At 51.5% G+C, this 26960-nt stretch carries 25 protein-coding genes and 2 tRNA genes; 18 read left to right on the forward strand and 9 right to left on the reverse strand.

What is annotated here, in order from left to right; translation table 11 throughout:
• Nucleotides 1-31 precede the first annotated feature (31 nt).
• Nucleotides 32-814: a hypothetical protein gene (locus AC1931_RS06770; RefSeq protein ID WP_483876485.1), complete on the reverse strand. Its 783-nt coding sequence runs from the start codon at nt 812-814 to the stop codon at nt 32-34.
• A 147-nt stretch (nt 815-961) separates the two neighbouring features.
• Nucleotides 962-1873: a restriction endonuclease gene (locus AC1931_RS06775; RefSeq protein WP_483876486.1), complete on the reverse strand. Its 912-nt coding sequence runs from the start codon at nt 1871-1873 to the stop codon at nt 962-964.
• A 287-nt stretch (nt 1874-2160) separates the two neighbouring features.
• Here AC1931_RS06775 and AC1931_RS06780 point away from each other — a divergent pair, with 287 nt between their 5' ends.
• Together AC1931_RS06780 and AC1931_RS06785 are read left to right on the forward strand one after the other, a co-directional pair.
• Nucleotides 2161-2784 carry a hypothetical protein gene (locus AC1931_RS06780; protein ID WP_483876487.1) on the forward strand — a complete coding sequence of 208 codons (624 nt, stop codon included), beginning with the start codon at nt 2161-2163 and terminating at the stop codon, nt 2782-2784.
• A 259-nt stretch (nt 2785-3043) separates the two neighbouring features.
• Nucleotides 3044-3664: a hypothetical protein gene (locus AC1931_RS06785; protein ID WP_483876488.1), complete on the forward strand. Its 621-nt coding sequence runs from the start codon at nt 3044-3046 to the stop codon at nt 3662-3664.
• Nucleotides 3665-4036: 372 nt separating this feature from the next.
• Here the strand turns inward: AC1931_RS06785 and AC1931_RS06790 are convergent.
• Nucleotides 4037-4112, reverse strand: a tRNA-Phe gene (locus tag AC1931_RS06790).
• Nucleotides 4113-4485: 373 nt separating this feature from the next.
• Here AC1931_RS06790 and aroF point away from each other — a divergent pair.
• From aroF to AC1931_RS06810, 4 genes are all read left to right on the forward strand, one after another.
• Nucleotides 4486-5511 carry a 3-deoxy-7-phosphoheptulonate synthase gene (gene aroF, locus AC1931_RS06795; protein ID WP_483876489.1) on the forward strand — a complete coding sequence of 342 codons (1026 nt, stop codon included), beginning with the start codon at nt 4486-4488 and terminating at the stop codon, nt 5509-5511.
• 15 nt (nt 5512-5526) lie between these two features.
• Complete coding sequence (locus AC1931_RS06800; RefSeq protein ID WP_483876490.1) at nt 5527-5802, forward strand: hypothetical protein; 276 nt, start codon at nt 5527-5529, stop codon at nt 5800-5802.
• A gap of 88 nt (nt 5803-5890) precedes the next feature.
• Nucleotides 5891-6982, forward strand: coding sequence for a 3-phosphoserine/phosphohydroxythreonine transaminase (serC, locus tag AC1931_RS06805; RefSeq protein WP_483876491.1), 1092 nt, complete (start codon nt 5891-5893; stop codon nt 6980-6982).
• Between the two features lie 278 nt (nt 6983-7260).
• Nucleotides 7261-7890 (forward strand): PEP-CTERM sorting domain-containing protein, encoded by a 630-nt coding sequence (locus AC1931_RS06810; RefSeq protein WP_483876492.1) that lies wholly within the window; start codon nt 7261-7263, stop codon nt 7888-7890.
• 102 nt (nt 7891-7992) lie between these two features.
• On the opposite strand, the gene AC1931_RS06815 is transcribed toward AC1931_RS06810, so the two are convergent.
• Complete coding sequence (locus AC1931_RS06815) at nt 7993-8394, reverse strand: PilZ domain-containing protein (protein WP_483876493.1); 402 nt, start codon at nt 8392-8394, stop codon at nt 7993-7995.
• Between the two features lie 333 nt (nt 8395-8727).
• Here AC1931_RS06815 and AC1931_RS06820 point away from each other — a divergent pair, with 333 nt between their 5' ends.
• Both AC1931_RS06820 and serA read left to right on the forward strand, forming a co-directional pair.
• Nucleotides 8728-9687, forward strand: coding sequence for a VanZ family protein (locus AC1931_RS06820; protein WP_483876494.1), 960 nt, complete (start codon nt 8728-8730; stop codon nt 9685-9687).
• Nucleotides 9688-9776: 89 nt separating this feature from the next.
• Nucleotides 9777-11372 (forward strand): phosphoglycerate dehydrogenase, encoded by a 1596-nt coding sequence (serA, locus tag AC1931_RS06825; RefSeq protein WP_483876495.1) that lies wholly within the window; start codon nt 9777-9779, stop codon nt 11370-11372.
• 71 nt (nt 11373-11443) lie between these two features.
• Here the strand turns inward: serA and AC1931_RS06830 are convergent, their stop codons facing one another.
• Genes AC1931_RS06830 through AC1931_RS06840 form a run of 3 tightly spaced genes read right to left on the reverse strand, consistent with a single transcriptional unit; the run spans nt 11444 to nt 14091 of the window.
• Nucleotides 11444-12274, reverse strand: coding sequence for a 1,4-dihydroxy-6-naphtoate synthase (locus AC1931_RS06830; RefSeq protein ID WP_483876496.1), 831 nt, complete (start codon nt 12272-12274; stop codon nt 11444-11446).
• A gap of 12 nt (nt 12275-12286) precedes the next feature.
• Nucleotides 12287-13000 carry a futalosine hydrolase gene (gene mqnB / locus AC1931_RS06835; RefSeq protein ID WP_483876497.1) on the reverse strand — a complete coding sequence of 238 codons (714 nt, stop codon included), beginning with the start codon at nt 12998-13000 and terminating at the stop codon, nt 12287-12289.
• A 2-nt stretch (nt 13001-13002) separates the two neighbouring features.
• Nucleotides 13003-14091 (reverse strand): hypothetical protein, encoded by a 1089-nt coding sequence (locus tag AC1931_RS06840; RefSeq protein ID WP_483876498.1) that lies wholly within the window; start codon nt 14089-14091, stop codon nt 13003-13005.
• A 187-nt stretch (nt 14092-14278) separates the two neighbouring features.
• Between AC1931_RS06840 and AC1931_RS06845 the strand changes: the two genes are divergently transcribed.
• From AC1931_RS06845 to AC1931_RS06855, 3 genes are all read left to right on the forward strand, one after another.
• Entirely contained in the window at nt 14279-14773 is a 495-nt protein-coding gene (locus AC1931_RS06845) for a roadblock/LC7 domain-containing protein (RefSeq protein WP_483876499.1), read from the forward strand.
• 14 nt (nt 14774-14787) lie between these two features.
• Nucleotides 14788-15375, forward strand: coding sequence for a GTP-binding protein (locus AC1931_RS06850; protein ID WP_483876500.1), 588 nt, complete (start codon nt 14788-14790; stop codon nt 15373-15375).
• 67 nt (nt 15376-15442) lie between these two features.
• Nucleotides 15443-15518: transfer RNA gene (locus AC1931_RS06855), tRNA-Asn, on the forward strand.
• A 200-nt stretch (nt 15519-15718) separates the two neighbouring features.
• Here AC1931_RS06855 and AC1931_RS06860 read toward each other — a convergent pair.
• Both AC1931_RS06860 and AC1931_RS06865 read right to left on the reverse strand, forming a co-directional pair.
• Complete coding sequence (locus AC1931_RS06860) at nt 15719-17617, reverse strand: diguanylate cyclase domain-containing protein (protein WP_483876501.1); 1899 nt, start codon at nt 17615-17617, stop codon at nt 15719-15721.
• Complete coding sequence (locus AC1931_RS06865) at nt 17614-18414, reverse strand: ABC transporter substrate-binding protein (RefSeq protein ID WP_483876502.1); 801 nt, start codon at nt 18412-18414, stop codon at nt 17614-17616. Before AC1931_RS06865 ends, AC1931_RS06860 begins: the two co-directional genes overlap by 4 nt.
• 341 nt (nt 18415-18755) lie before the next feature.
• On the opposite strand from AC1931_RS06865, the gene AC1931_RS06870 reads away from it, so the two are divergent.
• From AC1931_RS06870 to clpB, 7 genes are all read left to right on the forward strand, one after another.
• On the forward strand, nt 18756-19973 hold the full coding sequence (locus AC1931_RS06870; RefSeq protein WP_483876503.1) for a zinc-binding metallopeptidase family protein: 1218 nt from the start codon (nt 18756-18758) through the stop codon (nt 19971-19973).
• A gap of 162 nt (nt 19974-20135) precedes the next feature.
• Nucleotides 20136-21059 (forward strand): pirin family protein, encoded by a 924-nt coding sequence (locus tag AC1931_RS06875; RefSeq protein WP_483876504.1) that lies wholly within the window; start codon nt 20136-20138, stop codon nt 21057-21059.
• A gap of 130 nt (nt 21060-21189) precedes the next feature.
• Nucleotides 21190-21531, forward strand: a complete 342-nt coding sequence (locus AC1931_RS06880; RefSeq protein ID WP_483876505.1) for a hypothetical protein — start codon at nt 21190-21192, stop codon at nt 21529-21531.
• A 16-nt stretch (nt 21532-21547) separates the two neighbouring features.
• Entirely contained in the window at nt 21548-22960 is a 1413-nt protein-coding gene (locus AC1931_RS06885; RefSeq protein WP_483876506.1) for a sigma-54 interaction domain-containing protein, read from the forward strand.
• A 313-nt stretch (nt 22961-23273) separates the two neighbouring features.
• Complete coding sequence (locus tag AC1931_RS06890; RefSeq protein ID WP_483876507.1) at nt 23274-23702, forward strand: Hsp20/alpha crystallin family protein; 429 nt, start codon at nt 23274-23276, stop codon at nt 23700-23702.
• A 67-nt stretch (nt 23703-23769) separates the two neighbouring features.
• Nucleotides 23770-24153 (forward strand): Hsp20/alpha crystallin family protein, encoded by a 384-nt coding sequence (locus AC1931_RS06895; protein WP_483876508.1) that lies wholly within the window; start codon nt 23770-23772, stop codon nt 24151-24153.
• Nucleotides 24154-24303: 150 nt separating this feature from the next.
• Nucleotides 24304-26919, forward strand: a complete 2616-nt coding sequence (clpB, locus tag AC1931_RS06900; protein ID WP_483876509.1) for an ATP-dependent chaperone ClpB — start codon at nt 24304-24306, stop codon at nt 26917-26919.
• Nucleotides 26920-26960: the final 41 nt, after the last annotated feature.

Genomic DNA, 26960 nt, shown 5'->3' on the forward strand with positions numbered 1-26960 from the left:
CGTATTCCCATCAGTCTGCTGCAACGAAGGGCTATTCTTCACATTTTAATAGACTTAACAAGGCGTCTACAGAATCTATCAATTCTAAACCAAAGTCCTCTTTTATTAGATCCCGGCAGCGCTTAAAATCTGAGTCGAATGAAGCAAAGTATTCGCATCCGAAATGGTGTGCCGCTGTAATATGAAGTAAATCAGCAAGGCCTATTTGATGGTATGCTAGCATGAAAAGCCTACTTCCCAGATATTCAGCATCAATAGTTAAATTTTTAATATCTACTTGTAAAATCCCACTAAGGCCATGAGAGTCCATGAAAGAAGTATTAAGGATGCAATCTCTCATTAGCGCAACTTTGGGGGCTTTATTAACGTTAAAACTATCTTCTACTTCTTCTTTTTGCTTTTCGCCCTGTAGGTAAACTTTGCTTAGATAGTCCCCCACCTGCTTTCGGGAAAGCCTGTCTACACAAATATATCCAGCTGATTCGGATGCAATTTGTTTAAATGCGGCATGAGCATGCCATTCGACAAGCTCAAGAATTGCTAGGGGGCTAGTTATCGGAACCAAAGAGCCATTCCCGAAGACAACTAATTCTCTTACATCTGCCATCTTATCCAATCGATTTGAGTATTTGAATAATTCACGCACATTGTTTTCATATTCATGCCCAATTGAGGGTGTTCTTTCTGATTTAGATAGTCTTGAGGATTCAATCCCTTCGGCTGACCAATAATCAACTAGGACAGAACTGTCGAGGTACACGGATGGTTTTAGGGCATTTTGAAGTTTCCCATTTTCAGTAAGAGGCTCTTTCATCTATTACCTTCTTTTTTCATTTTTGATGAATATGCTGTAGACCCTGAATAAACTAGCGCCGTGCTTGCTTTGGCTAATGTGCATGGTTTGAGCTCAGGCTTAATCTGACGCCGATCTTGAAAGAAGGTTGCCAGCTTGCATGTGTGCTTATTCTTCCACAAAATAGTCTGAGTCAACTCTCTTCAGCTCGTAGGTTGCGGTAGTGGTAACTCCCAGACCGTAGTCAATCATCAACTCAGCCAGTTCGGCCCCGTCGATCAACACGACCTTGGGGTCAATGTGAGAGACGTAATCACGGGCTTCGACGGAGTAGTTGCTGGTGGTGATGAATACCCCTTTACGGGCGCGTTTGCCGTGCAGGGCGCCGACAAACTTCTGGATCTCCGGTCTGCCGACAGTGCCTTCCCATCGCTTGGCCTGGAGATAGATGGTGTCGAGGCCGAGGCGGTCTTCGTTGATGATGCCGTCAATCCCTTCGTCGCCGCTCTTGCCGAGGGCTTTGCCGGCTTCTTTACGAGAGCCTCCGTAACCCATCTTGACCAGCAGTTCTACCACCAGACGCTCGAAAAATGATGGCGGTGACGATTTGATCCTTCTGAGTAAATCAGTTGCCAGATCGTCACGGATCTGTTGATGAGCCGTCTCCAGCATCTCTTCGGGTGTGGCGGTAGCGCATTCCTGGGCAGATGCCGTTGTGTCTGTTTTGTTGTTTTTTCCAGCAGAACGAAACTCGACGAACTCGGGGAATTGATCAAGGAATCTGGTGTCGATGGTTGTGGGGTTGTCATCAAGGACATGGCGTCCTCGATCGGTTACCTGAAAGTGTGCCCGGCGTGGAGAGTGAAGCAGCCCGGCTTGTTGAAGGTAGGTTTTAGCCCAGGCGACGCGGTTGTCGAATACCGGCTGCCTCCCGCTGGGTAGTAGCTCACTGCGCTCAGCATCGGTCAAACACAACTCAGCAGCAAGGCGCTCTCGTGCATCACGAATGGAGTGTTCGCTTCCATCAGCTGCCAGCGTCAGCAGTGGTAACATCAATGATTGGTAATCGGGAATAGACATGATTCCCCCTCATGCTGTCGATCGTTTGGTTGGAACGGCTAATAGTTACCATTCATTGAGAAAATTGTCACGACTGAATGTTTTCCCCTCAATAAGTGAAGGCCCGGCAACCACCACAAGGCACGATCAGTCCGCCGCCCGACCCTTACCCTGGGCGAGTAAGTATCAAGAATGGGACTTGTTCTGATAGTTAACGCCTAAAAGCTGGAATTAGTGGGCAGGATGCTCTAAGGTTTGATGAGTAATATTGGGTGATAGTGCTGATTTCTATGGAGGATGGATTCTATATGCGATTATTGTCTTTATTTTTTGTATTATTGGTTTTTTCTTCTGGGTGTTCGCAAAAAAACTGGAATTTTACTGAAGTTCAAAAAATAAAACACAATACTTTCAAGGTTAATGGTCAGCCTGAAGTTAAAATAAAGTTTCCATACGATGTTTATTTCGCACAGACTAATGAAATTATCGAACATGGAAAAAAAACAACAGAAAGTTTACTTTTCAATCACGACCCTTTTAGGAGTAAACATTCTATTGAGATGCTAGAGATTGTGTCACAGAAGAAATATCACGAAATATATAATTTGTATGATGTTTTGATAAGAAGAATTTATTATGAAAATTCGAGAAATTTCGTTCCTGAGCCACCCGGAGACAGGGGTTCTATAGTATATAACGGTAAGAATAATCACGGTGGTGTTTTCGTTTATATAAAATCAAATAACAAAAATGAAATATTTATCATAGGTCATATAGACGATCATTCTGATGAATTTTATTCTATAGAGATAGTAGTTGGTCAATTTATGGGAAAGGGTATTTCAGAAAATTCTTGGTTGTCTAATAATTCTAACAAAATAAAAGATTTTGTTGATGAGCTATATTCTATTTCAATAAAAATTTCTGAATAAGAATTAATAAAAATCAAGCTAAATAGAAGCTTGTCAAAAAACGATTAGTAGAATGGACTGAAAAATATCAGCAGTGAGGAACGTCCCTCATCTATAAATCATCAGGAAATGCGTCTTGATACAATCTGGTCGCATTTTTTTTATTGAATGCAGTTGGTATCTCAGACACCAGCGAAGCAACAAAGCCCTGTATCTCTTATCTTCACGCGCGTACTGTAATTTTAAAGGACAACACCTTTGAAGAATAGGAGCAAGCGTGATGATTAGAAATAAAACTGACTGGGAAGCCATCTCAAGACACTACCGAGCAGGGATCCGATCTCTCAGGGACATAGGCGCGGAGTACGGCATTAGCGAGGCCGCAATCCGGAAGAGAGCAAAGAAAGAAGGCTGGCCCCGCGACTTGTCTGAGCAGATCAAAGCTAAAGCAGCTGAAAAGGTTCGCATTGAAGCGGTGCGCAACGGTACGCAAGGCGCTTCCGAGCGTACCATTATCGAGGCCGAATCAGACATCCAAAGCCGGGTAGCTCTATCTCACCGCAAAGACATTCCGCAAAAGCGTGAGCTGGTTGCGAAGCTATTTGCCGAGATCGAAGCTATGACCGACGGCAAAGAGTTGTTCGAGACGCTGCAGGAAGCCTTGACGAATGACGATGCTAAAGCGCTGGCACAAGCAGTCAAAAAGGTTGTATCGCTTCCACAGCGCATCAAGGGAACCACTGACTTGGTCAGTGCCTACAAGACATTGATCATGCTGGAACGTGAAGCCTTCGGGATTAACGACGACGCTGGATCCTCCGAAGACGCCCTGGCCGATCTCATCAAGAAGGTGCAGGCCCGGCGAGTGGATCTCGTGCAGGTAGCAAGGGGTAGCTGCTAAGGTCTTGACTAAACCTGACGATCATTCTAGCGTCCCTTGACCTGAAGCTGAGGTGTATTGTCGAAAATTACTCTTCTCCTGGTCCGTCCAAGGTGCACGGATCAGATTTATCATCTCGTCGCTGGGCTTGCTTTGTCTCTGTGCATCCAACCAAATCATCCCGACTAAATAGTCGTGCCATGGTCAGAAGGTCCTGGGCCACATCTCTGTTGTATTTGCCTGCCTGAGTTTTTTATTTCGTGTTGTTGTTTGATGGAGGTCTCATTTTTCAAGATGGGCACTGGCGTGATCATTTTTAGCTGATGGTGTTACCTATATGTTACCTACACCAAAAAGGGTTACAGCTATAAAGCCGTAACCCTTTGATTTTGCTGGTGCCCAGAGACAGAATCGAACTGCCGACACGAGGATTTTCAGTCCTCTGCTCTACCGACTGAGCTATCTGGGCGAAATGAAGCCCGTTTATAACCAAAGGGCGCGGGACTGTCAAGAGAAAATGCGGGTTTTTGCGCTGCCGCAGTCAGCGATTTTTCACTTGCTTTGTGGGGGCGGGCTTGTGTAGTCTACGCCAGATCACGTGAGAGGATGGTTATGACAACCTTCGGTCTTTATCGCAGCTTTTTCTTTTTCTGGTTTTTCGGCTTTTTCAGGCCGTCTGCCGTGGAAGGGTGCGAGTAAAGCTCACCAGATACACCAACCCATGGCAGAATGGCTCACAGCGATTCTCCCACGGGTTTTTTACTTTGTAGATGTAAGGGCCGCCGGGAGATCTGGTGGCCTTTTTGCCTTCAAACGTCGCTGGCGACAAAAGGAGCGCAACAATGATTATCGTTATGAAAAAAGGTGCAGATAAACAGCAGCTGGCTGCGGTGGAAGCCAAAATTACTGAGATGGGATATCAGCCTCATGTGATTTACGGCGAGACGCGCAATGTGATTGGTGCTGTCGGCGAGGAGCGTGGCAAAGAGAAATTGCAGATTCTACAGTCCATGGCTGGGGTGGAAAATGTCGTTCCCATCCTTAAGCCCTACAAGCTGGCGAGCCTTGAAGTTCAGCCGGAGCCGAGCACGATTGAGATCGTCCCCGGTCTGGCTGTTGGTGGCAAGGAGTTTATTGTCGGTGCCGGTCCCTGTGCAGTGGAGACCCGTGAACAGATCTGTGAAACCGCCGTTGCTGTCAAAGCGGCGGGTGCGCGGATGCTGCGTGGCGGAGCTTTCAAGCCACGCACCAGCCCCTATTCATTCCAGGGGATGGAAGAAGAGGGGCTGAAGTTGCTGGCCGAAGCGCGCGAATTGACCGGCTTGCCGATTGTCACCGAGGTGGTGAATCCGCGTGATGTTGAACTGGTCGCCCGCTATGCTGATGTCATGCAGGTCGGTGCCCGTAATACCCAGAATTTTGCCCTGTTGAAGATGCTCGGCCAACTCGATAAGCCGATTCTGCTGAAGCGAGGGATGGCGACCACCATTCAGGAGTTTCTGATGAGTGCCGAGTATATTCTGTCCGAAGGGAATCGCCGGGTGATTCTGTGTGAGCGCGGGATTCGCACCTTTGAAACGGCTACCCGCAACACCCTCGATCTGTCGGCTATCCCGGTACTCAAGCAGCAGACCCATCTCCCCGTTGTTATTGACCCCTCCCATGGTACCGGGCACTCGGCACTGGTGCCGGCCATGTGTTATGCGGCGGCGGCGGCTGGTGCCGATGGACTGCTGGTCGAGGTGCATCCCTGTCCCGAAAATGCTACCAGTGACGGGCCACAATCCTTGCGTCCGGATGATTTTGCCGCGATGATGAAAAAACTTCGTAGGTTTGTTGATGTCTGCGAACGCACCATAGCCGGTTAAGAAAAGAGGAAAAGTATGTATCTGGTCCCCCTGTCCCAACTTGAAAGTGTTGAACTGCTGATCCATTGCCTTAAAGCGGCCGGCGGTCAAGCAGATTGTACCATGTGCCCGGCCTATCGGGTGTGTATGAAGCAATGCCTGGCGGTTGCCGGTTCAGTAGAGCAGATGCTGCATCAGGGTACCTTGCCGACGCTGGGGGGAGAATCAGCTGTATCTGAGCCGGAGACCCCGGAAGATGACCCGGATCCGCCGGGATCTGCAGGTAAAGGTGGCTTGCGGGTGGTCAAGTGAGATAATTAGTATTTGTTCGGCGTCGGATCGGGGAACCTGCGGCAAGGACGCAGTTGAATGATTGCAGTTATTTTTTGGACGGTGATCTATGAAAGACAGAGTTTACAATTTCGGTGCCGGACCGGCGATGCTGCCCGAACCGGTGATGCGCAAGATTCAGGAAGAATGGCTCGATTATCGAGGCATGGGGGTATCGATCATCGAAATCAGTCATCGTGCTGATGAATTTATCGAGGTACTTGAAGAGGCCAAGGCCCTATTTCGTGAATTGACCGATCTGCCGGATAACTTCCGGATTCTGTTTATGCATGGTGGGGCGCGAATGGTCTTTTCGGCGCTCCCGCTGAATCTCGCCGGGCGTTCTGCTGAACGCAAATGCCTGTATGCCGAAACCGGCAACTTTGCCAAGGTGGCAGCCCGGGAAGCGCAGAAATTCTGCCAGGTAAAAACCGTCAGCAGCAGTGCTGCCAGCGGTTATGATCACATTCCGGAGTTACCCCTGGAGTTGATCGATCAGGATGCCGCCTACCTTCATGTTACCGGTAACAATACCATCTTCGGTACCCGCTGGAATCAGTTCCCTGATTGCGGGCGGGTACCGCTGATCGCTGATATGACGTCTGAGCTGCTGTCACGCCGCATCGACTACAGGCGTTTTGGAGTTGTCTATGCCGGCCTGCAAAAGAACCTTGGCCCCTCGGGTATGGCCATGGTGATTATTCGTGATGACCTGCTTGGCTATGCTGATGCCGCGACTCCGACCCTGCTTGACTTTACCCAGGCCGACAAGGATAACTCCCTGACCAACACCACCAATACCTTTGCCGTTTATGTCATCAAGCTGGTGCTTGAATGGCTTAAGGAGCAGGGAGGTGTGGATGCGCTGGAACGGATCAATGAAGCCAAGGCGTCACGTCTCTACCGGGTGATTGATGCCGGCGATTTTTATCGTGGAATCGCCAGGAAAGAGCATCGTTCGATCATGAACGTCTCCTTCCTGCTCAATGGCGATGGACTTACTGCTAAATTCCTGCAGCAGGCCGAAGAGCGCGGTCTTTATGCCCTCAAGGGCTATCGCAGTGTCGGTGGTATCCGTGCTTCCATCTATAACCCGATGCCGATGGCCGGGGTGGAAAAGCTGGCGAGCTTTATGGAGGAGTTTGCCGCCCGGCACAGTTGAAAAATGAATGTCGAAATAGTTTACACAAACGGGCCGGTCGGCGTTGCTGATCGGCCTTTTTATGTAAAAAAAACCGACAACCTGTTTTTTGCGGTGATGACCTCCTTATTTAAAAGACTGAATAGACTAATCTGGTCATGATAACCAGCTGAAACTGCGTGGGTAAGCTATTGGGTTAGAGAGTAAATTCATGATGTTAAAGAGATACCAGCGGACTGGCCTGATTCTTGCTATAAATGACTATAAAGTAAATAATGAATAAATTTTTGGAGGTTGTTATGAAAAATATAGTGAAGATGATGATGGTTCTGGCAGCGCTGCTGGTGCTGGGTGTTAGTCAGGTTTTTGCGTTTCCGATTGATGATGGCGCAACCGTTTCGTTGAAAACCTCAATTAATGGGGTTAACGGGGCATTTGCGGTTTATGATCAGGATGGAGACCAGATATCATACCCCAATGGAGATATGTTCCTCACTTTTTGTGTTGAGAAAAATGTCACGTTTGTTCCCGGTGCTAAATATACAGCGACCATCGATGATGGCATCAAGACGCAAAAAGCTGGAGCAGTCACTGAATTACTTCATGGAGGAACAAAATATCTTTACTGGAATTTTGTTCAAGGGTCTTTTGCATTCAATAAAAATAATGTAATTGCTCTTCAGAATGCCATCTGGATGTTGCAAGGCGATTTAAGTGTCAACCTCGGTAATACTTTTTATGCGGCAGCTATTCTGGCTGAAAATGTAGCAGCCGGTAACGGTTACGATGTCAAAGTCATGAATCTTTGGGATGGTAACATAGCAAAACAATCCCAATTGATCGCTCAGGTTCCTGAGCCGGGTACCCTGTTGCTGCTGGGTTCAGGTCTGGTCGGTCTGGCTCTGTGTCGTCGCCGGGCAAAAAACTAGTAAATCTGGTGCCACGAAAAGTGGAATTTCTGTTGAACCAAAAAGCCCGTCCTAATGGACGGGCTTTTTGGTTTGTTTCTGTTCAGTAGCCGGTGATTATTGTCAATGCGATGTCGCTTGTTGCTTTGCTGCGACAGGTAAGGGCGCTTCGGTATAAAAACGGATAAATGTTTGTAATTTCTTCAACTGTTCATCTGACAGGGGGGCAAAGTGGACACTGGCGCGCCTGACGGGAACGAGATTGTCGCGCAAGCGATAATCCGACACGGATTTGACCGGCAGGTTGTCGACAATCAGCTCGTGGTTGTGATAAAGGCTGAGTTCCCTGATGTCTGAACGTTTGAGTTTCTGCCCCAGATAACGAAATGAGAGCCCCCCTTCGCTGACATCCATGATGTGGTAAGGCAGAGACTCAGGGCCACGATCAATCAGGACCAGAGCCCGGCTCACGGCCTGAAAGCGCTGGTTCTCTCTGACGGGACTGTACTGGTAGCGACTTTCCATTGTCCTCTCTTCTTGGCAATATGCCATGGAAAGGGGTTAGTGCGGTAAGGGGTTTTTGCCTTCTGGGCTGCATTCTCTCATTTTTTGTTCTTGGTTGCAATGAGTGCGAAAATAACCATAAGTGTTAAATTCTTGATGCAATAATTATTCCCCCGGTAGCTTTCGTGATTCTGCTGTTAATGAATCAAAAAGACCTTTTCACACATGATATCGCCCTCTATGAAGATCCGTTTGTTATAATAATCGCTGATTATTCCTGGATCAGACATTGCCTGGATGGTAAACATTGTCTCATCCCGATAGCTTTGTCGAATTTCTTTACAGGCGTCCTCTATGTTTGGCTTAAACCGCCTCCAGACTTTTTTACTCCTGCCGCCGGCGTTGATCTGTGCGGGGCTGCTGTTTGTCGGCGGACCCGGACCTGATTCGATACGCTCTGTTCGCCAGGCCTGGGTCAGCGGGCATCTGCTGTGCTTTTTCCTGTGGGGGTACCTGTATCTGAGCTGGAGGGGTGACCTGCCGCTACGGAGGTTGCTGATTGAGGTTGTCCTGCTGAGTGCTCTGGTAGGTGGTATGACTGAAATTCTCCAGTCTCTGGTCGGTCGTGAGCCGAGTTGGCGGGATGTTTTTAACGATGTGCTGGGGGGGCTGCTGGCCATCCTCTTTTTTGCGCCCGGGCGGGGGCAACTTGGGGCTCCGGCACGTCATGCAACACAATTATTATTGCTACTGGTCGTGGCCTGGAGCTTGGTTCCCTTTTCCCGGGCGCTGGTAGATGACATTGTCAGTCGTCATCAGTTCCCTCTGTTGTCAGGTTTTGAGACTCCCTTTGAGCGGAACCGCTGGGGTGGAAAATCACGTCGTTACCTTGATGAGGAGATTGTCTATCGGGGCCGGAAAGCGCTGCGGGTTGAGCTGGTCAGCGGCTGGTATCCGGGGGTTTTTCTCAATTTTTTCCCGGCCGACTGGCGTGGCTACGCAGCATTGCAGATGCACATTCATCATTCTTTACCGGAGCCGCTGGAATTACATCTGCGGATTCATGATCAGCACCATCGCGCTGCTGATAATCTGCATAGCGACCGATTCAACTCTACGGTTGTTTTGAATCAGGGCTGGAATCGTATCCGGGTACCCCTGGCCGAGGTCGCTAGCGGCCCGCGGGAACGCGAGCTCGATTTGCGCCGCGTCGCCGGCGTCGGGCTCTTTGCGGTTTCTCTCGAAGATCCCCAGATCATCACTATTGATGAGGTCAGATTGCTCAGTCACGAAGCACTGCTTGAGGATGATTGACAAGAGCCGACGAGGCACATAAAATCCTCGCTCTCCCACAGTCAGGAAAAAGGCTTGCTTTCCAGCGTATAAATAAAAGAGGTAGATCTATGAAGGTTCTGATTACTGATGAGATTTCCGACAGCGGCCTGCAACCGTTGACCAATGACCCGCGCATTACCGTCGATAAAAAAATTGGTCTGGAGATCGACGAACTGCACCGTTGTGTCGGTGACTATGATGCAATTATTACCCGCAGCGGCACCTTGGTTGATGAGGTTTTATTGAGTCATGCCAAGCGTTTAAAGATCGTTGCCCGGGCCGGGGTCGGGATTGATAACGTTGATGTCGATGCGGCCAGTCGCCGCGGCATTATTGTCGTCAACGCTCCGTACGGCAATGTCAATTCGGCCGCCGAACATACGCTGGCAATTCTACTGGCGAAATGCCGCAATGTCGGGATCGCCAACATCAGTCTGAAAAACGGAGAGTGGAAGCGCGCACCTTTCACCGGGCATGAACTCAAAGGCAAGACCGTTGGTATTATCGGCCTGGGCAAGGTTGGTGGCCGGGTCGCCCTGCGCTGCCGCGCTTTTGAAGCTGATGTGCTGACTTACGACCCCTATATTTCTGAAAAGCGCGCCGAAGATTTTGGTGTCAAGTTGACCTCGTTGGAGGATGTGATTCGCTTTTCCGATATTATTAGCGTGCACACCCCTCTCAATAACGAGACCCGTGACATGATCAATGCGGAGCACTTTGCCGGTATGCAGGATGGCGTCTTGATCGTCAATTGTGCGCGTGGCGGGATCATCAATGAGGCGGCGATGCTATCAGCTTTGGAGTCGGGCAAATGTGGAGGTGCGGCCTTCGATGTGTTCAGTGAAGAACCACCACGCAGTGAGGTGCTGAAGCGATTGATCGATCATCCCAATATGCTGGTAACGCCGCACCTGGGAGCCAATACCTTTGAGGCACAAAAAAATGTTGCCATCGACGTCAGCAAGGAAATTGTCAACTACATCGACGGCCGTCCGTTAAGCAACGCGGTCAATATCCCCCGCTTTGATCCGGATCTGATGGATCACATGAAACCCTTTATGGAGTTGGTAACGATTCTGGGTGAATTTATGTCTCAGCTGGCACCCGCCAACCCAAGCAAGATTTCCTTTACCTATAACGGCAAGATTGCCCGCTATGACTGCGAGCCCCTGACCATTTGCGGCCTCGCAGCAATGCTCAATTTCAGTACCGAGCAGGACGTCAATATGGTAAACGCCAGTCTGGTTGCCAAAATCCATGGTATAGCAGTCGAGTCAATCCGCTCAACGGAAACTGATTCCTTTTCCAGTCTCATTACGATTGATCTGGAAAGTCCGGAAGGCAGGCGACGTATTGCCGGAACCCTGTTTGAAGGCACACCAAAAATTGTCAAGCTGCGCAACTTCCCCATCGATTTTCGCCCTGAAGAACATATGCTGGTTATCAATTATCAGGACCGCCCGGGGTTGATCGGGAAGATCGGCACGATTTTGGGCGAACATCAGGTCAATATCGGCAATATGAGTCTTGGCCGTCTGGAAAAAGCCGGAGAAGCGATGGTAGTTTTCTCTGTCGACTCGCCGGTTGAACCGGAAACCCTGGCCAAGGTGGGTGCGGCGGTTGAGGCGCGGTTTATCAAGGCGGTGCGTCTCGGAGTAAGATAATAACTGACTATTCAGCTATGCCCTTGCGCCGGGTCGGTGATCCGGTGCTGAACAGTTACGATAACAAGGTATCAGATTGTCAGTGGCAGGTCGGTTTTAGCAATAATGCCGACCTGTTCCGCTTTTTCCAGGAGACAGCTAACAGCTGCCAGCCCGTCTTCACCTAAATCGATTGAGTAATCATTAACATACAGGCCGATATGCTGATTTATGACGCTATCGTCAAGTTCCTGGGCATGTTGACGGATATAACCGGTTGCCTGATGCGGGTGATTGCGGGCGTATTCGATGCTGCGTCGCAAGGCCTGATCCACCAGCCTGATCCGCACTTCACCCAGGCTTCTTTTCGCCAGAATTCCCCCGAGGGGGATCGGGTACCCGGTTTCCTCCTCCCACCATTGCCCCAGATCAAGTAGCTGCTCCAGCCCGTACTGCTGATAGGTAAAACGTGATTCGTGGATAATCACCCCGGCTACAGCGCGTCCCTGACGCACGGCAGGAATAATCTGATCAAAGGGGAGAACCAGCAGTTTACCGGCTCCGCCAAAATAGAGTTGCAGCAACAGATTGGCGGTGGTCAGCCGTCCCGGGACGGCAATGGTTTTATCCCTTAATTGTTCAAGGGGGGTTGCGCTGTTGGCAACAATCAGAGGTCCACAGCCGCGCCCCAGGGCGGCACCGCTGCGCAGCAGGACGTAGCGATCACGCAGGTGGCCAAAGGCATGAAAGGAAATCTTGGTCAGATCAAGAATCCCCTCCAGTGCCAACTGGTTGAGGGTTTCGACATCTTCGAGACGTTCTGCAAAGGTCAGGTTATCACAGGGAATTAAGCCATGAACCAGGGCGTGAAAGATGTAGGTATCATTGGGACAGGGAGAATAGCCAAGGCTTAAGGTTGTCATGATAACGATCCTTCAAGGATTCAGCAGGCCGCGCTGCAGCAGGGTCAGAACCGCCTCTTGTGCCACTCTCATGCCCAGGGGGATATCCCACAGTACATCGGCGCGGGTCCCGGTCGGGTTGGAAATGCCGCGTACTTCTACAAGCGGGCAGGAGAATTCAGCGCATACCTGCGCCGCTGCTGCTCCTTCCATGTTTTCGCAGATCCCTGCGGTCTGTTGCTGCAGCTGGCGGCTTATCTCCGGGGTGCCGGAGCAGTTGTTGACGGTCACAAAGGGGCCGCAGTGCGCCTGCGGAAGCAACTCGGCCGTTCGCTTGTGCAGGGGCGTGTCAAACTTGTAAGACTGTTGAAAGAGAGGAGCAAAGCGGGTTTGTTGCGGAATGTTCAGCTGTTCCAGCGGGACAAAACCAGTGCCTGCGGTTACTCCGCAGTCGCCATAGGTCTCGCTACTGGCCAGAGCCAGATCACCGATGCCGAGGCCGCTGTCGGGATAACTGCCACCACAGCCACAGAGGATTACCGCCTCGGGTCGTAATTCAGCTAACATACGGGTTAGTTGCATCGCCATCAGCATAGCACCGATGCCGGCGTGGCCGACCACTACCGGGGCCCCACCCAGATTGCCGTGTAATACTTCCCTGCCGCCGCATTGTGAGCTTGTTTTGGAGCTCAACTGCTGACGCAGCAGAGCTGTTTCAGCTGGAGTTGCAGCGAGAACCAGCACCATGATTACGGCCTTTTAAACCAGCCGTGGCGGATCAGATCGCGACGCAGTTCGCTTCCCTGATTGCGCACTACCCCCTGGTACCAGAAGCACTCCTGGCTGATTAACGGGTTGCCCGGAGTATCGAGACGCTTTGAACCGTCGACCAGATTCTTGCGAAAGGTCGCATCGGGTTCGCTGACGATGGCCCTGATTTTTTCCGCCAGGGGCTCATCAAGCAGTTCAATTACCGTTGCGATCAGATCGCGGATTTTCAACCCCTGGCGATATTCCCACAAATCACCGTCAAAAACGTATTCGCACTCGGTGACAAAATCACTCCAGTCCAATAACAGGGATCCGAATTCGACATCGGCAAACTCATGCTGTATCAGTTTGCTGTTAATCAGATCAGCAATTTGTTCCTGCTCTTTGCGGGTGAGGAAGAACGAAAGGCCTTCTTCGACCTCGTACATGTCGAGCAGTTCAGTGATTTCATCACAGTAGAGGGACGCATCAAGCTCTGCGGTCCCAAGCTTTTTAAGCTCCGGGGGAAGCAGGTCGCGTGGCAGGCCAAGTAGCGAGAGGTGCTGATGGTCGTAATCAGTGGGCAGAATCAGGTCCTCGCAATAGGGAAGCTGATGGCGTGCCAAAAAATTGCAAAGGCGCAGATGGTTATCGGTAAAAAAGCTCAAGACTTTTTCTTCGGAGCAGAAAAACTCCAGGCCTTTTCGGTTATTGGCGAGCCCAAAGCCAACAAAACCATCATGGATCAAGCGACTTAGGTAGGGTGCAATGGTTCGCAGGATCAGATTGGTCGGCAGGTAGGGGGAATAATAGACTGCCGGTTCCGGACGTGATTCCTCGGCGCTTGAGCGCCGGGTTGCTGCCTGTTCGGGATAGAATTCCAGAATGAAAAAGGACTCGTCTTTTAGAAAGCGGCTGAATTGCATAAAAATATCGGCAAGCCGGGGGGCTGAGACCAGGGCGGTAAAACGATAAGCATTGTCACAGTCGTCGAGCAATGAAAAATCGTATCCTTCGCGGATCGATGTGACTAGTCGGTGATTTTTAGCAGGTTGCAGACCGGCCGGGTGCTGGTAATTTGTTGTCAATGGGAATCCTGTTATTGTCGGGATTTTCTCAGGGTTCGGTTGGGTTCCTTGATGATATTTCTATATCATAACAGTCTCTCGTAGTGGTGGCTAATTTTCTTTCTAATGATTAGATCCTTGATATGAGACTTTTTAAATGATATATAAATGCCTTAATCAAAGATGAATTCTAGCCAAGGAGTACCACATGCTCAGCTCACAGTCATCTCTGGTCATGTACGATGAAGAATACCAGAAGATTATGGCACTGATTGAACGTCTATTGCGGGAATCTAATGCCAAGGTTATATTTCTTGTCGACAAGGATGGCCAGCTGATCGCAGCTACCGGCGAAACTGACAACCTTGACACCACCAGCTTGGCGTCTCTGACGGCGGGGAATATTGCGGCGACCGGTGGACTGGCCAAACTTATTGGCGAAAAGGAATTTTCGATCCTTTTTCATGAAGGTGAGAAGGATAATATCCACCTTTCCATCGTCGGCGGGCGGGTTATTCTGGTAGTCATCTTCGATCAGCGCAGTTCACTGGGGCTGGTGCGTTTACGGGTTAAAAAAGCCAGTAGCGAATTGGCAGTGATTCTCGAGGATCTAGTACGCAAAGCCCAGGATCAGCACTCAGAGTTTCAGGCGAGCCCGTTTGCTGAAATTACTGACGATGATATCGACAACCTTTTTAACTGATCGGAATTCGCCAGATGTCCTTCATCAACTACGCCTCACGAGAAATTAACTGCAAGATTGTCTATTACGGCCCGGGCCTGTGCGGTAAGACAACGAATTTGCAGTTCATTTATAATAAAACGGCTGAAGGTTCCAAAGGCAAGATGATTTCTCTGGCTACAGAGACTGAGCGCACCCTGTTTTTTGATTTCTTGCCACTGGCCTTGGGTGAAATTCGGGGATTCAAGACCCGTTTCCATCTTTATACCGTTCCAGGTCAGGTTTTTTACGACGCTTCACGCAAGTTGATTCTAAAAGGTGTTGATGGTGTCGTTTTTGTCGCCGATTCGCAGGAAGAGCGTTTTGACGCCAATATCGAGAGTCTCGAAAATCTGCGTGACAATCTTGAAGAGCAGGGATTTGATATCGAAAAAATCCCTTTCGTTATCCAGTACAACAAGCGCGACCTGCCCAATGCCAGTGACTTGGAAGAACTGAGTCGGGTGCTTAACCCCCGTAAGGTTCCCGAATATGAGGCCTGCGCGCCAACCGGAGAAGGGGTGTTTGAAACCCTCAAAGCGGTGGCCAAGCTGGTTCTGAACGACCTCAAAAAAGGGGGGTAGCCGGGCGCCAGAAAATGGCTTGACATGGGGGTTGGTATCCCCTATATTCCCATCCCGCACCAATTATTCCCTCTTAGCTCAGTTGGCAGAGCATCTGACTGTTAATCAGATTGTCGCTGGTTCGAGCCCAGCAGAGGGAGCCAGATATTATCAAAGGCAGGCACGCCGGACAGGCGTACCTGCCTTTGTTTTTTCAGGGCCTGTGCCAACCCGGTATAGCTTCTCTGGATATGGATGTTCTACAGGTGCCCCCCCCCCTTGTGCCAGCACTGTTGTTGCCTCTGACTGATGACTCCTGATCAGCGAACGGGGCAGTAAGCAAGAGCGTATATTCAAAAGCAGCTCAATCTGGCGCGACCTGAAGGCGTATCCGGTTGCCCCCTGCCGCTTTGGCCTCATACATGGCATCGTCGGCCCCCTTGATAATGCTGTCTTGTGCCTGATGATTGGTAAACAACGCAATGCCGATGCTCGATGTGCAGTGATGCTCGACAGTGACCGGCGCCCGCCCCTCAAGGGTGGTGGTCAGAGTATATGGTTCCGCGAGGGCGCCGCGGATTTTCTCTGCGATGAGGTTCGCCAGTGCGGCGGATTCTGCCCGGCCCACGCCCAAACCGTTAACCAGAACGACAAATTCATCGCCACCGAAGCGCGCCACGGTATCCATCCCGCGGACACAGCTTTTCAGGCGCGCCGCGGTTTCAATTAACAGCGAATCACCAATCTCATGCCCATGACCATCGTTCAGTTGCTTGAAATTGTCCAGGTCAAGGAAAATAAGAGCACTATAGCCGCCGGTGCGCTTATTGGCAGCCATGGCAAGGGCCAGGTGGTCTTTGAGCAGACGGCGGTTCGGCAGGTTTGTCAGGTGGTCATGGAACGCCAGTTGGCGCACCTGATCTTCCATCAATTTACGTGCAGTGATGTTCCTGCTGATACGGTAATACCCGGTGACCATGCCCTGCTTGTCACGTTCGGCTGTTGAGAGGATTTCAACCCATATCAGGCTGCCATCCTTACAGCGCTGCTGGACCTCGATGGTTGCGCAATCAAGTCCTCGGTTTGTTTCAGTGTCTCCGGGGAAACTTTTTGAAAAGGTGATGATGTCATCAGCCGTCATCAGTTCCGTCAACGGCAGACCAATAACGTCTTCGGGACTGTAGCCCGTGACCCGGGTGAAGGCAGGGTTAATCGAAACAATATTAGCGTCCAGATCGGTGATCAGAGTGGCTTCGGTGCTGGCATCAAAGACGGTGGCATTGATTTTTTGAAGACGTTCGTTTTCAGCCTGCTGCTCGGCAAGCTGGAACTGACGGCGGTAAAACAAAACAGCAAGCAGAATGATTGCCAGCAGGGTGGGAATAACTATTCCCAGGAGGGTTTTTGCCTCGGACTGCCAGTGCCTCAAGGCGTAGTCGCGCTTGATATGGGTGACAACAACGAAGGGGTAGAGGCGTGAGGCACGAAATGCGGTCAATACGTGCCGATCATCCCCCAGCTTTTGTTCAAATTCGCCGATCTCATCTTCTGCCAGGCGCATTTCGCGGGTAACATATTCACGCAAGGATCCCGGTTGTTCGTCCGGGTCGGTACTCATCAGCAACACCCCGTCGTAGCGCACGATTTCGACAGTTCCTCCCTCTTGGTTGATTTTCTGTGCCATGTGGTTAATGAAATAATCCGGGTTCAGGGTGGTGAGGAGGGTTGCTGTCCGGTCATTCTCTATCAGTGTGCGTACCATCGGGATGAACCTTGCTGTGTTGTCATCTCCAGCCCCAGGTTGGCCGTCAGCAAAATCACGCCCGGTCCAGGGGGTGCCTATGCGTAAAATTTCCAGCGCTTTTGGTGTGGGTGGCAAGTAATTATCCAGAACCACATCCACACCAAGATTGGCTAGATTGGAACTGGCAATGATCAAGCCACGGTCGTTAAGCAGCGACATGGAGCGCAGAAAGGGCACATGGCGCAACGTCCTGGTGAAGGTTTTTGCCGCCCCGTCAGGATCCGTCAGCTGATCCTCTTGCCCGCCGATATTGGCGCCAATAAGTTCAGTAACGTGCAGGCTTTGGGTTATGAAATCCTCGAAACTGCGTGAGTGCATCGATGCTATTTCGATGCCATTAAGGATGGCTTCAGCGCGCGATCGCCACAGCATGTAGGAGGTAAGGATCAGGGTTGCGCTGACAAAAAGCAGCAAGGCGACAAAGAAAAATTGTCGTAACTGTCTTGTGCGCTCGGTCATGGGGCAACGATGGGTTCCAGCTTGTGCCGTTTAGCTGCGGCCATCAGGCGGCCATCGTGCTTGATATCGCTCACAAATTGTTCCATGCGGGCATGCCAGATGTCATCGTCCAAGTTCATGGCATAGGCATAAGGAGTTATGTGATAGGCGCTCGGAGGCGATATCAGGCGTGCCCAGTCAGCGTTAGCCAGAAATCGTTGGCTATAGGGAAAGTCCGTCATGAAAACATCAGCGCGCCCCGACTGTACTTCCTGCTCGCGGGCAAAGGGTGTGTCAAGAACAAGCAATTGCGCGGCCTTGAGTTTTTCCCGCATGACGGGCTCATGAAGCGTGCCTTTGGCGACCGCCACCACCGAACCAGGGCTGTCAATGTCTTCCCACCGGCTGATCCGGCGGTTGGTCTTGGTGGTTATTGCATAAATGTCGCTGGCAAGATGACTGCGGGTAAAGCGCAGCTTTTCGGCACGCGAAGAGGTGATGCCGACGGCGAACATTGCCAGGTCACAGCGGTCGTTAGTTATATCATCGATGAGGGTGGCAAAAGAACTGTCGACAAACTCTACAGCAACGGCCAAATCCTTGCCGAGTTCCTTAGCCATGTCAATGTCGATTCCAGAGAGCTCCAGGGTTCTCGGATTCCGGTAGGTGATTCCGTAGTAGTCGGGCCAGATACAGATGCGTACGACGTTGGCGTTCTTAACACGCTCGAGGCGATTTTCGGGCGCACCTGCGGCTTGAGCTGGTGATGGGATGACAACCCAGATCGTCAACATCATGAGAAGCAGGCATTTGCGCATCGGAACCACCTTTAAAAAAATCAGTATACCTGAAGTCTGACCTGATTGTGGTTTAACCGGGGAAGCGTTCATCGGATCAGATATTTAGTGTATGGACTTCATGGCGTATCCAACGCGGTAAACTGGGATGCATGAGTCCGAATCATGGAACTTGTCAGTTCGGGAAAACGCAATTATACATGAATCTTCATTAGCTGCAAGAAGTTGTCGGCAAGGCTGCCGTTGAATGCTTTACCACTATATCTGCGCTATTATGTATAGTGGTAATTGTTCTAGGTTGAGTCGTGGCTTCTCTGCCGCGGTTTCTAACCAGTGTCTTCTTTTTGGAGTCCAATATTTATATGAAAACATTTCAATGTGATTGCAAAGATCAGTCGACGTTATTTTTTGAAAGTAACCTTTGTCTTGCTTGCAACAGAACGGTTGGGCTTGATGATGGTTTTAACCAGGTGGAGCCTTACGATCTGGATGAAGCCAGTGGTCAATTCTTCAAAGCAGCACAGCCGGAAATTCGTTATCAAAAATGTGATAACAATGCTCAATTCAACGCCTGTAATGGCATGGTGAATTTAAACACCTTCGTTCCTGTTGCCGGTAAAGATGAAGTCCTGTGTTTTGCTTGTCGTTTTAATGAAACCATTCCGGATTTAACGATTGTTGAGCACATTCCGTTGTGGAAGAAAATGGAAAAGGCCAAACGCCGGGCCTTGTATACCTTAAATGCATTACCCGTCCCGTTGCGTAATATTAGTCAGGATCCGGAAAATGGATTAAGCTTTGATTTTATTACTGATCGTAACGTAAATGATCACTTTGCCAGCAAATTAACACACCATGAAGCGGTGTTTACCGGCCATGATTTTGGTCACATAACCATTAACCTGGCCGAAGCCGACGATGTTGCCCGCTCCAGTACAAAAATGGCCATGGGCGAACGTTACCGTACATTGCTTGGGCATTTTCGTCATGAACTGGGCCACTATTATTTTGACCGATTAATTGCAAGCTCGCCGGAAAAGCACGCGTTATGCAAACAATATTTTGGTGACGATGAATTAGACTACCAAAAAGCGCTGGAACGGCATTACGAAAAAGGTGCCCCGGAAAACTGGCATGAAACCTTTATCAGTGCATATGCCACCATGCATCCCTATGAAGATTGGGCAGAAACCTGGGCGCACTACATGCACATTATCGATACTCTGGAGACGGCACAAAATTTTTCCATCACCGGTTCAACTACCGGCAGTGCCGCTGCTAATGGGGAAGTCGGCGAATTACAATTACCCCAGGATCAGTATTTTTTTTCAGTACAGACACCGATTGGCGCTATTTTAGATGCCTGGATGAGTTTTTCCGTGATCCTCAATTCATTGAATCGCAGCATGGGCTTGGATGATGCCTATCCGTTTGTGCTGACACAATCGGTACGGACAAAGTTGTCGTTCATTCACCATGCCATTCATAACAGGTTGAACCAGTTGCCGGTATTGGCGCCGGAAACAAAAAACAATAAAGTGGAACATGAAGCTGAGAAATCACGGCCAAAGGCTCTATGATCGCATTGCCGTTCTACAAGAACTGGATCACCAGGCCGGTGTTCTTGGTCTTTGGTTTATTGCCGGGAAAATCGGAAGTGCCGTCACCTTGCCGTTTTACGGTCTGGGGTGCGGCGTTCCATTTGCGGCTGGTGCTGGATTATTCTGACAGGAGGTCATCCTATGAGTGATGTATTTGAGACCGATAGCCCCGATCAGGACAGATCCGCTTCTGTTTGTGCGGCCATCCGCATGATCCTGCAACCAAAGGTCAAGGATCTTGGTGGTTTCAGTGTGCGGCGTTTATTGCCGGCCGACAGTCTCAAGTCGGTGGGACCGGTGATCTTTTTTGATCACTTTGGTCCGGCACAGTTCCCTCCTGGTGAAGGAATGGATGTGCGCCCCCATCCGCATATCGGGCTGGCGACCATCACTTATCTGTTTGACGGTGAAATTCTCCATCGTGACAGCTTAGGGAACGTTCAACCGATTCGTCCAGCCGAGATCAACTGGATGACCGCCGGTCGCGGTATCTCGCATTCGGAACGGACACCGCCGGCATTACGTGATGCCGGTCATTCATTGCACGGGCTGCAACTGTGGGTTGCGCTGCCGGAAGATTCAGAGCAGGGCGAGCCGGGCTTTGTCCACTATGCTGCCGAGCAGATTCCCAGCGTCCGGCACGAAGGCGTAAACCTGCGGCTGATTGTCGGTGAAGCCTGGGGCGTCACATCGCCGGTGAAAACAGCCTCGCCTACCCTCTATGCCGATGTCCGGATCAGCAAGGGTGCCCGATTGCAGTTGCCGGACGATGTCGAGGAGCGCGCCGTCTATGTGGTGGATGGTAATGTCCAGGTCCAGGGCGTACCCATTCCATCCCAAAGCCTGGTGGTGTTGAATGCCGCCACAGCGGTTGAGTTGACGGCCACAGCAGACAGCGGGCTGGTGGTTGTCGGCGGCAAGCCCTTGGGTAAACGCACCGTCTGGTGGAACCTGGTCTCAACCCGCAGGGAGTTGATTGAGCAGGCCAAGGACGATTGGCGCAGCGGCCGCTTCCCGCAGGTGCCGCACGAAACCGAAAAAATCCCCGTACCCGGGGGCGAATGAGCAACCGTCGGGTTGTTGTTGGGGACAGGTTCCTGTACTATCGGCCGCAGTGATAAATGCCGGTTTCGGCACGGTTGTGGATTGATAGATCAAGCCTGTTTCACCATCTGTTGTCAGTAGGGGAGAGGGTATGAATACCCGGGTCGCGCGTGGTCAGGAGCGAAAAAGCAGACGTCTCAAGGTCCGTTTCGGGGTCGATGACATCTCAAAAATAGCTTTTCTCGGCAATGCTTCCATCGCCGGGGCCTGGGTTATTACCGGTCAGCCGGAGCGGGTAGGAACCCTGCTGCGCTTGTGTATTTACCTGCCCGATGGTGAGGAAGTGCTGGTACGGGGCCGGGTACAGTGGGCCAAGAAAATTCCGCCGAACCTGATCCGCCTGAGTAAAAATGCCGGAATGGGCATCAAGTTCACCCGGTTTGAGTCCGGCCTGTCGATGTTTTCCGACTATCTGGCGACCTTGCGCTTCTAATGCCCGGCCAATTGTCATGATGAACGCAATCGATTACCTTCCCGTCATTACTCCGGACCTGGTTCTGCTCCTGCCCGCTCACGATGATTGGCAGGTCCATAAGGTTTCCGAACGGTTGTCGACCAGCCTTGGACGGGCTGCCGGCCAGCTGCGGGGGCGCCCGGTCGCAGTCGCTTTTCCTGATGCTGTGCCGTCCCTGGCGGATCTGGCGACGGAGGTGGTCGAACGGGGGCAGGATCTGTCCGCTATCAGAATACGACTGGTGCCCCAGCAGGCCGATGTGCTGGCTGATATTCAGTCTGCCGGGTTGAGCGAAGATTATCAGGGTCATCAGGTTCAGGTGATTCTCCGTCCCCTGGGAGATGTCCCGGAAGCGGAGGATTTTCATCGACTTGTTGGGGTCAGTGCCGTCATGCGGGAGGTGTTTCGCAAGGTTCGCCTCTATGCGGCTTCGGACGCAACGGTCATTATTACCGGTGAAACCGGTGCCGGCAAGGAACTGGTTGCTCATGCTCTGCACCTGGAAAGTCGGCGCCGTGACAAGCCCTTCGCGGCACTCAATTGTGCCGCCATCAGTGAACAGTTGCTCGAATCGGAACTTTTTGGCCACGAGCGCGGTGCTTTTACCGGGGCGGTGCGGGATCACCGTGGTTACTTTGAGCGTGCTCATGGCGGCAGCCTGTTCCTGGATGAGCTTGGTGATATGCCCCTTTCAACCCAGAGCAAACTCCTGCGGGTTCTTGAAGATGGCCAGGTTGTACGGGTTGGCAGCGAAGTGCCGCGCAACGTGGACGTCCGGGTTATCGGTGCGACCAATGTGGCGCTGGAGAAGGCTGTTGCCAACAAAGATTTTCGCGCTGATTTGTACCATCGTCTGGCGGTATTGCGGATTCATCTGCCGCCCTTGCGGGAGCGTGCCGAAGATATTCCGCTGCTGGCCGAGCGCTTTCTGGCGCAGTTCGGTCACCAATACAGCAAGCCGGCACGGCGCCTGACCCTCGAAGCGGTACGCCTGTTGCAGTCCTATCTGTGGCCGGGCAACGTTCGCGAGCTGCGTAATGTGATTGAACGGGTGGTGGTCGAATCCGAGACCGAAGCTATCGGCGCTCGTGCTTTTGCTGAATGGATCCGCGAGCGGCGCCAGTTTACTGCCGACCTGCCCGTCGCTCAGCCGGCACCTGCGCCCGCCTCTTTTTTACCGGTGGCCCTGCCCTGGTCAGGCGCTAACCAGAGCGCCTCGCGGAATGCTGCTGAACCGGGCCGCAAAGGGCACAAAATAGATTTAAGCGCAGAGCTGATCCGGTCTGCTTACGCCGCTGCTGACGGAAACCTTTCCGCTGCAGCGCGTCAGCTGGGCGTCCATCGTGCGACCCTTTATCGTCACCTGCAGCGTCTCGGTCTCGAGCGCGACCAGCTCAATAGCAACTGAAGCACATCCTTTCCTGATCTGAAGCTCTTTATTCTAAACCCAGCCGGCGGAATGGTTCTTTTTCTTCAAGGTGCGACGTCGCATCTGTCGCACGACAATGGCGCTGCGACAACTGGTGCGCCGTCGCATTTTTTATTTTCTCCCCGGCAGCCCTACAACATGCTGAAAATAATAGCTTTTTATTTTTATGAAAAGTTGGCATCCGATTTGTAATAGAGATATAGCAAAACAGGAATGGCCGCCTGGAAAAAAACGGCAGCGGCGTGATAACACACTTAAAGTAATAACCAAGACACCAAATAAGGAGGAAACCATGTTGAGATTTCATATGATGAACCCGTTTGAAGGTATGCAGCGCGAAGTAGAGCATTTGCTGCGTGGATTTGATCTGGATCCGGTCCTTCGGCGTGAACAGGAACGGGTTGATTTCATCATCCGTGAACAGGACGAGAAATACCTGGTCAAGGCGGCATTGCCCGGCGTTGATGGCGAGAAGCTGGACATTAATGTTGTTGACCGCCAGTTGGTGATCAAGGGTGAATTTGCTCCGGCTGATCTGCCGGAGAACGTTCGCGTTCATCGTCAGGAACGCAGGAGCGGCTCCTTTGAGCAGAGCCTGATGCTGACCGGCAAGCTCGATACTGATAATATCGCAGCCGAATATATAGACGGCATCCTGAGCATCAGTATTCCCAAGGCGAAAGAAGCTCTGCCCCGGCGGATCGAGATCAAAACCGGTTGATTGAGCAGTCAGGCCGGCTAGCTGATATAACCATAAAAACTTCAAGAATAACAGATGAGGTGTTGATATGAACGACAAGCAGATGGCAACCCAACAAGCCCAACAAGCAACCCCGGCTCACCCGGTTGAGCAGGCAGTACCAGTCTTCCGGGGTACGCCTGCAGTAGATATTTATGAGACCGATAATGAACTGATACTGCTGGCAGATATACCCGGGGTGAATGATCAGGGGCTGCAACTGGAAATTTCCCGTGGGGTGTTAACTCTCGAAGCCGAGCGCGAGGGACGTGAAAACGGCAACAAGCACGGCTACTACCGGCAATTCAAGCTCTCCGACCGGATTGATGCGGATGCCGGGCAGGCGCAAATTAAAAATGGAGTTCTCACCCTGCGGTTACCGAAAACCGAGACAATCAAGCCGAAGAAGATTGCGGTGAAAACCCTTCACTAACACGCCTGTTCAAGCCGGGACGGTGAAGAAACCTTTATTGCCGGGGCCGACAATGGCCCCGGTTTTTTTTACGCGAATTTACGGCAGGGTGGCAAGCCTGTTGGTATAATTTGACGAGGGCATGACCACTGGCTGATACAGGAGGAAGAGATGATTGATATGAATAAAACCACCCAGAAAGTTCAGGAGGCCCTGCAGGCTGCACAGGCTCTGGCATTGCGCTATGGCCATGCGGAAATAGATGCGGAACACCTGCTTCTTTCCCTGTGTGAACAGCAGGATGGCCTGGCGCCGCGACTACTGCAGAAAATGAACATCGCCATCGAGGATGTGGTGGGTGGTTTGCGCCAGGATGTTGAATCGCGCCCACGGGTCAGTGGTGCCGGCGTCGATAGTGGCAAGCTTTACGCCAGTCGGCGCTTAAGCCAGCTGCTCATGCAGGCCGAAACCGAAGCCAAGCAGCTCAAGGATGAGTATGTCAGCGTTGAGCATATTCTCCTGGCGGCCACTGGTGAAGGGGAGCGCACCGCCGCCGGGCGCCTGCTGAAAAAATTAAAAGTTGAGCGCAATGCGCTGCTCCAGGCATTGACCAGTATCCGTGGCAATCAGCGGGTCACCAGTCAGGATCCCGAAGCGACCTATGAGGCTCTGTCCAAGTTCGGCCGCGACCTGGTGGAAGAAGTCAAAAAGGGCAAGCTCGATCCAGTCATCGGCCGTGATGAGGAAATCCGTCGCGTCATCCGGGTATTGTCGCGCAAAACCAAAAACAATCCGGTTCTGATCGGTGAGCCGGGGGTCGGCAAGACGGCGATTGTCGAAGGTCTGGCGCATCGGATCGTGCGCGGTGACGTTCCTGAAGGCCTGAAAGATAAAACCGTCTACTCTCTTGATATGGGAGCGCTGGTTGCCGGCGCGAAATACCGGGGTGAATTCGAAGAGCGCCTGAAAGCGGTGCTTAAAGAGGTGCAGGAAAGTCAGGGGCGGATTCTGTTATTTATTGATGAACTCCACACCATCGTCGGTGCCGGTAAGAGCGAGGGAGCTATGGATGCCGGCAACATGCTCAAACCGCTGCTGGCGCGCGGAGAGCTTCACTGTATCGGCGCTACGACTCTGGACGAATATCGTCAGCATCTGGAAAAGGATCCAGCACTGGAACGCCGCTTTCAGCCGGTGATGGTTGACCAGCCCAATGTCGAGGCGACTATCAGTATCCTGCGTGGTCTCAAGGAACGTTACGAAGTCTACCATGGTGTCCGCATCCAGGATAATGCTCTGGTTGCGGCGGCGGAGCTCAGTCATCGCTACATTGCTGACCGTTTTTTGCCTGACAAGGCGATTGATCTTGTGGACGAGGCCTGTGCCACAATTCGTACCGAAATTGATTCGATGCCGGCAGAACTTGACGCCATCACCAGGCGGCTGATGCAGCTGGAAATTGAAGAAGCGGCATTGAAAAAAGAAAAGGATGCCGCCAGCCGAGAACGCCTGGGAGCTCTGCAAAAGGAGCTGGCTGAACTCAAAGAACAGGAAAAGGTCTTCTCTGCCCAGTGGCAGCTGGAAAAAGGGGGCATCAAGGGGATTCAGAACCTGCGGGAGGAAATTGAGCAGGTGCGTCTGGATATTGCTGCCGCCGAGCGGAACTATGACCTGAATCGGGCGGCTGAGCTCAAACACGGCAAGTTGCCGGAACTGGAAAAGCGCCTTGTGCAGGAGGAGGAAAAGCTGGCCGGGGGCGATCAGCAGGCCAAACTGCTGCGCGAAGAGGTCACAGAAGACGAGATAGCGGAAATTGTCGCACGTTGGACCGGTATTCCCGTCACGCGTCTGATCGAAAGCGAGCGCGATAAGTTGTTGCGTCTCGATGAGATCCTTCACGAGCGGGTCATTGGCCAGAACGAGGCGGTCGAACGGGTTGCTGATGCGGTAATCCGGGCCCGTTCCGGAGTCAAGGATCCGCGCCGCCCGATCGGTTCCTTTATCTTTCTCGGGCCCACCGGGGTCGGCAAAACGGAACTGGCCCGCACCCTGGCCGCCGCCTTGTTTGACAGTGAAGACAACATGGTACGCATTGACATGTCGGAGTACATGGAAAAGCATGCGGTCAGTCGCCTGCTTGGTGCCCCTCCCGGCTATATCGGCTATGAGGAAGGCGGCCAGCTGACCGAGGCGGTGCGGCGTAAACCCTACTCGGTGGTGCTGTTTGATGAAATTGAAAAGGCCCACCCTGACGTTTTTAATGTCTTGTTGCAGATTCTCGATGACGGGCGTGCCACCGATTCCAAGGGGCGCATGGTCAGCTTTAAAAATACCGTGATTATTATGACCTCTAATATCGCATCACATTTTCTGCTCGAGGGTATTAAAGACGGTGAAATTCCCCAGGTGGTTCAGGATCAGGTTGAGCAGGAATTGCGGCGGAGTTTCCGGCCGGAGTTTCTTAACCGGATTGACGATATCATCATCTTTAAGCCCTTGTCTCTTGATGAAATCAGACAGATTGTTTACCTGCTGGTGGAGGATTTGCGTAAGCGTCTGCAAGAACAGCGCCTGGAGTTGGAACTGACAGCACCAGCGGCCGATCATATTGCCACCAGCGGCTATGATCCGGTCTACGGCGCTCGCCCCCTGAAGCGTTATCTCCAGCACCAGCTTGAGACCCGCATCGGTCGTGCTTTGATCCGCGGTGACATGGCTGGGGGTGGCAAAGTGGTTGTTGATTTAAACGCCGGCGATCTTGAGGTCAGGGTTGAAGCAAAGGAATAAAAAAGCGCAGCAACTCATCGAAAAAACTTGCTAAACGTGGG

This window comes from Pelovirga sp. C15f (assembly GCF_057178085.1).

Coding starts and splice junctions, on each gene's coding strand:
- AC1931_RS06770 (WP_483876485.1), bottom strand. CDS start 814: ATGAAAGAGCCTCTTACTGAAAATGGGAAACTTCAAAATGCCCTAAAA.
- AC1931_RS06775 (WP_483876486.1), bottom strand. CDS start 1,873: ATGTCTATTCCCGATTACCAATCATTGATGTTACCACTGCTGACGCTG.
- AC1931_RS06780 (WP_483876487.1), top strand. CDS start 2,161: ATGCGATTATTGTCTTTATTTTTTGTATTATTGGTTTTTTCTTCTGGG.
- AC1931_RS06785 (WP_483876488.1), top strand. CDS start 3,044: ATGATTAGAAATAAAACTGACTGGGAAGCCATCTCAAGACACTACCGA.
- aroF (WP_483876489.1), top strand. CDS start 4,486: ATGATTATCGTTATGAAAAAAGGTGCAGATAAACAGCAGCTGGCTGCG.
- AC1931_RS06800 (WP_483876490.1), top strand. CDS start 5,527: ATGTATCTGGTCCCCCTGTCCCAACTTGAAAGTGTTGAACTGCTGATC.
- serC (WP_483876491.1), top strand. CDS start 5,891: ATGAAAGACAGAGTTTACAATTTCGGTGCCGGACCGGCGATGCTGCCC.
- AC1931_RS06810 (WP_483876492.1), top strand. CDS start 7,261: ATGAAAAATATAGTGAAGATGATGATGGTTCTGGCAGCGCTGCTGGTG.
- AC1931_RS06815 (WP_483876493.1), bottom strand. CDS start 8,394: ATGGAAAGTCGCTACCAGTACAGTCCCGTCAGAGAGAACCAGCGCTTT.
- AC1931_RS06820 (WP_483876494.1), top strand. CDS start 8,728: ATGTTTGGCTTAAACCGCCTCCAGACTTTTTTACTCCTGCCGCCGGCG.
- serA (WP_483876495.1), top strand. CDS start 9,777: ATGAAGGTTCTGATTACTGATGAGATTTCCGACAGCGGCCTGCAACCG.
- AC1931_RS06830 (WP_483876496.1), bottom strand. CDS start 12,274: ATGACAACCTTAAGCCTTGGCTATTCTCCCTGTCCCAATGATACCTAC.
- mqnB (WP_483876497.1), bottom strand. CDS start 13,000: ATGGTGCTGGTTCTCGCTGCAACTCCAGCTGAAACAGCTCTGCTGCGT.
- AC1931_RS06845 (WP_483876499.1), top strand. CDS start 14,279: ATGCTCAGCTCACAGTCATCTCTGGTCATGTACGATGAAGAATACCAG.
- AC1931_RS06850 (WP_483876500.1), top strand. CDS start 14,788: ATGTCCTTCATCAACTACGCCTCACGAGAAATTAACTGCAAGATTGTC.
- AC1931_RS06860 (WP_483876501.1), bottom strand. CDS start 17,617: ATGACCGAGCGCACAAGACAGTTACGACAATTTTTCTTTGTCGCCTTG.
- AC1931_RS06865 (WP_483876502.1), bottom strand. CDS start 18,414: ATGCGCAAATGCCTGCTTCTCATGATGTTGACGATCTGGGTTGTCATC.
- AC1931_RS06870 (WP_483876503.1), top strand. CDS start 18,756: ATGAAAACATTTCAATGTGATTGCAAAGATCAGTCGACGTTATTTTTT.
- AC1931_RS06875 (WP_483876504.1), top strand. CDS start 20,136: ATGAGTGATGTATTTGAGACCGATAGCCCCGATCAGGACAGATCCGCT.
- AC1931_RS06880 (WP_483876505.1), top strand. CDS start 21,190: ATGAATACCCGGGTCGCGCGTGGTCAGGAGCGAAAAAGCAGACGTCTC.
- AC1931_RS06885 (WP_483876506.1), top strand. CDS start 21,548: ATGATGAACGCAATCGATTACCTTCCCGTCATTACTCCGGACCTGGTT.
- AC1931_RS06890 (WP_483876507.1), top strand. CDS start 23,274: ATGTTGAGATTTCATATGATGAACCCGTTTGAAGGTATGCAGCGCGAA.
- AC1931_RS06895 (WP_483876508.1), top strand. CDS start 23,770: ATGAACGACAAGCAGATGGCAACCCAACAAGCCCAACAAGCAACCCCG.
- clpB (WP_483876509.1), top strand. CDS start 24,304: ATGATTGATATGAATAAAACCACCCAGAAAGTTCAGGAGGCCCTGCAG.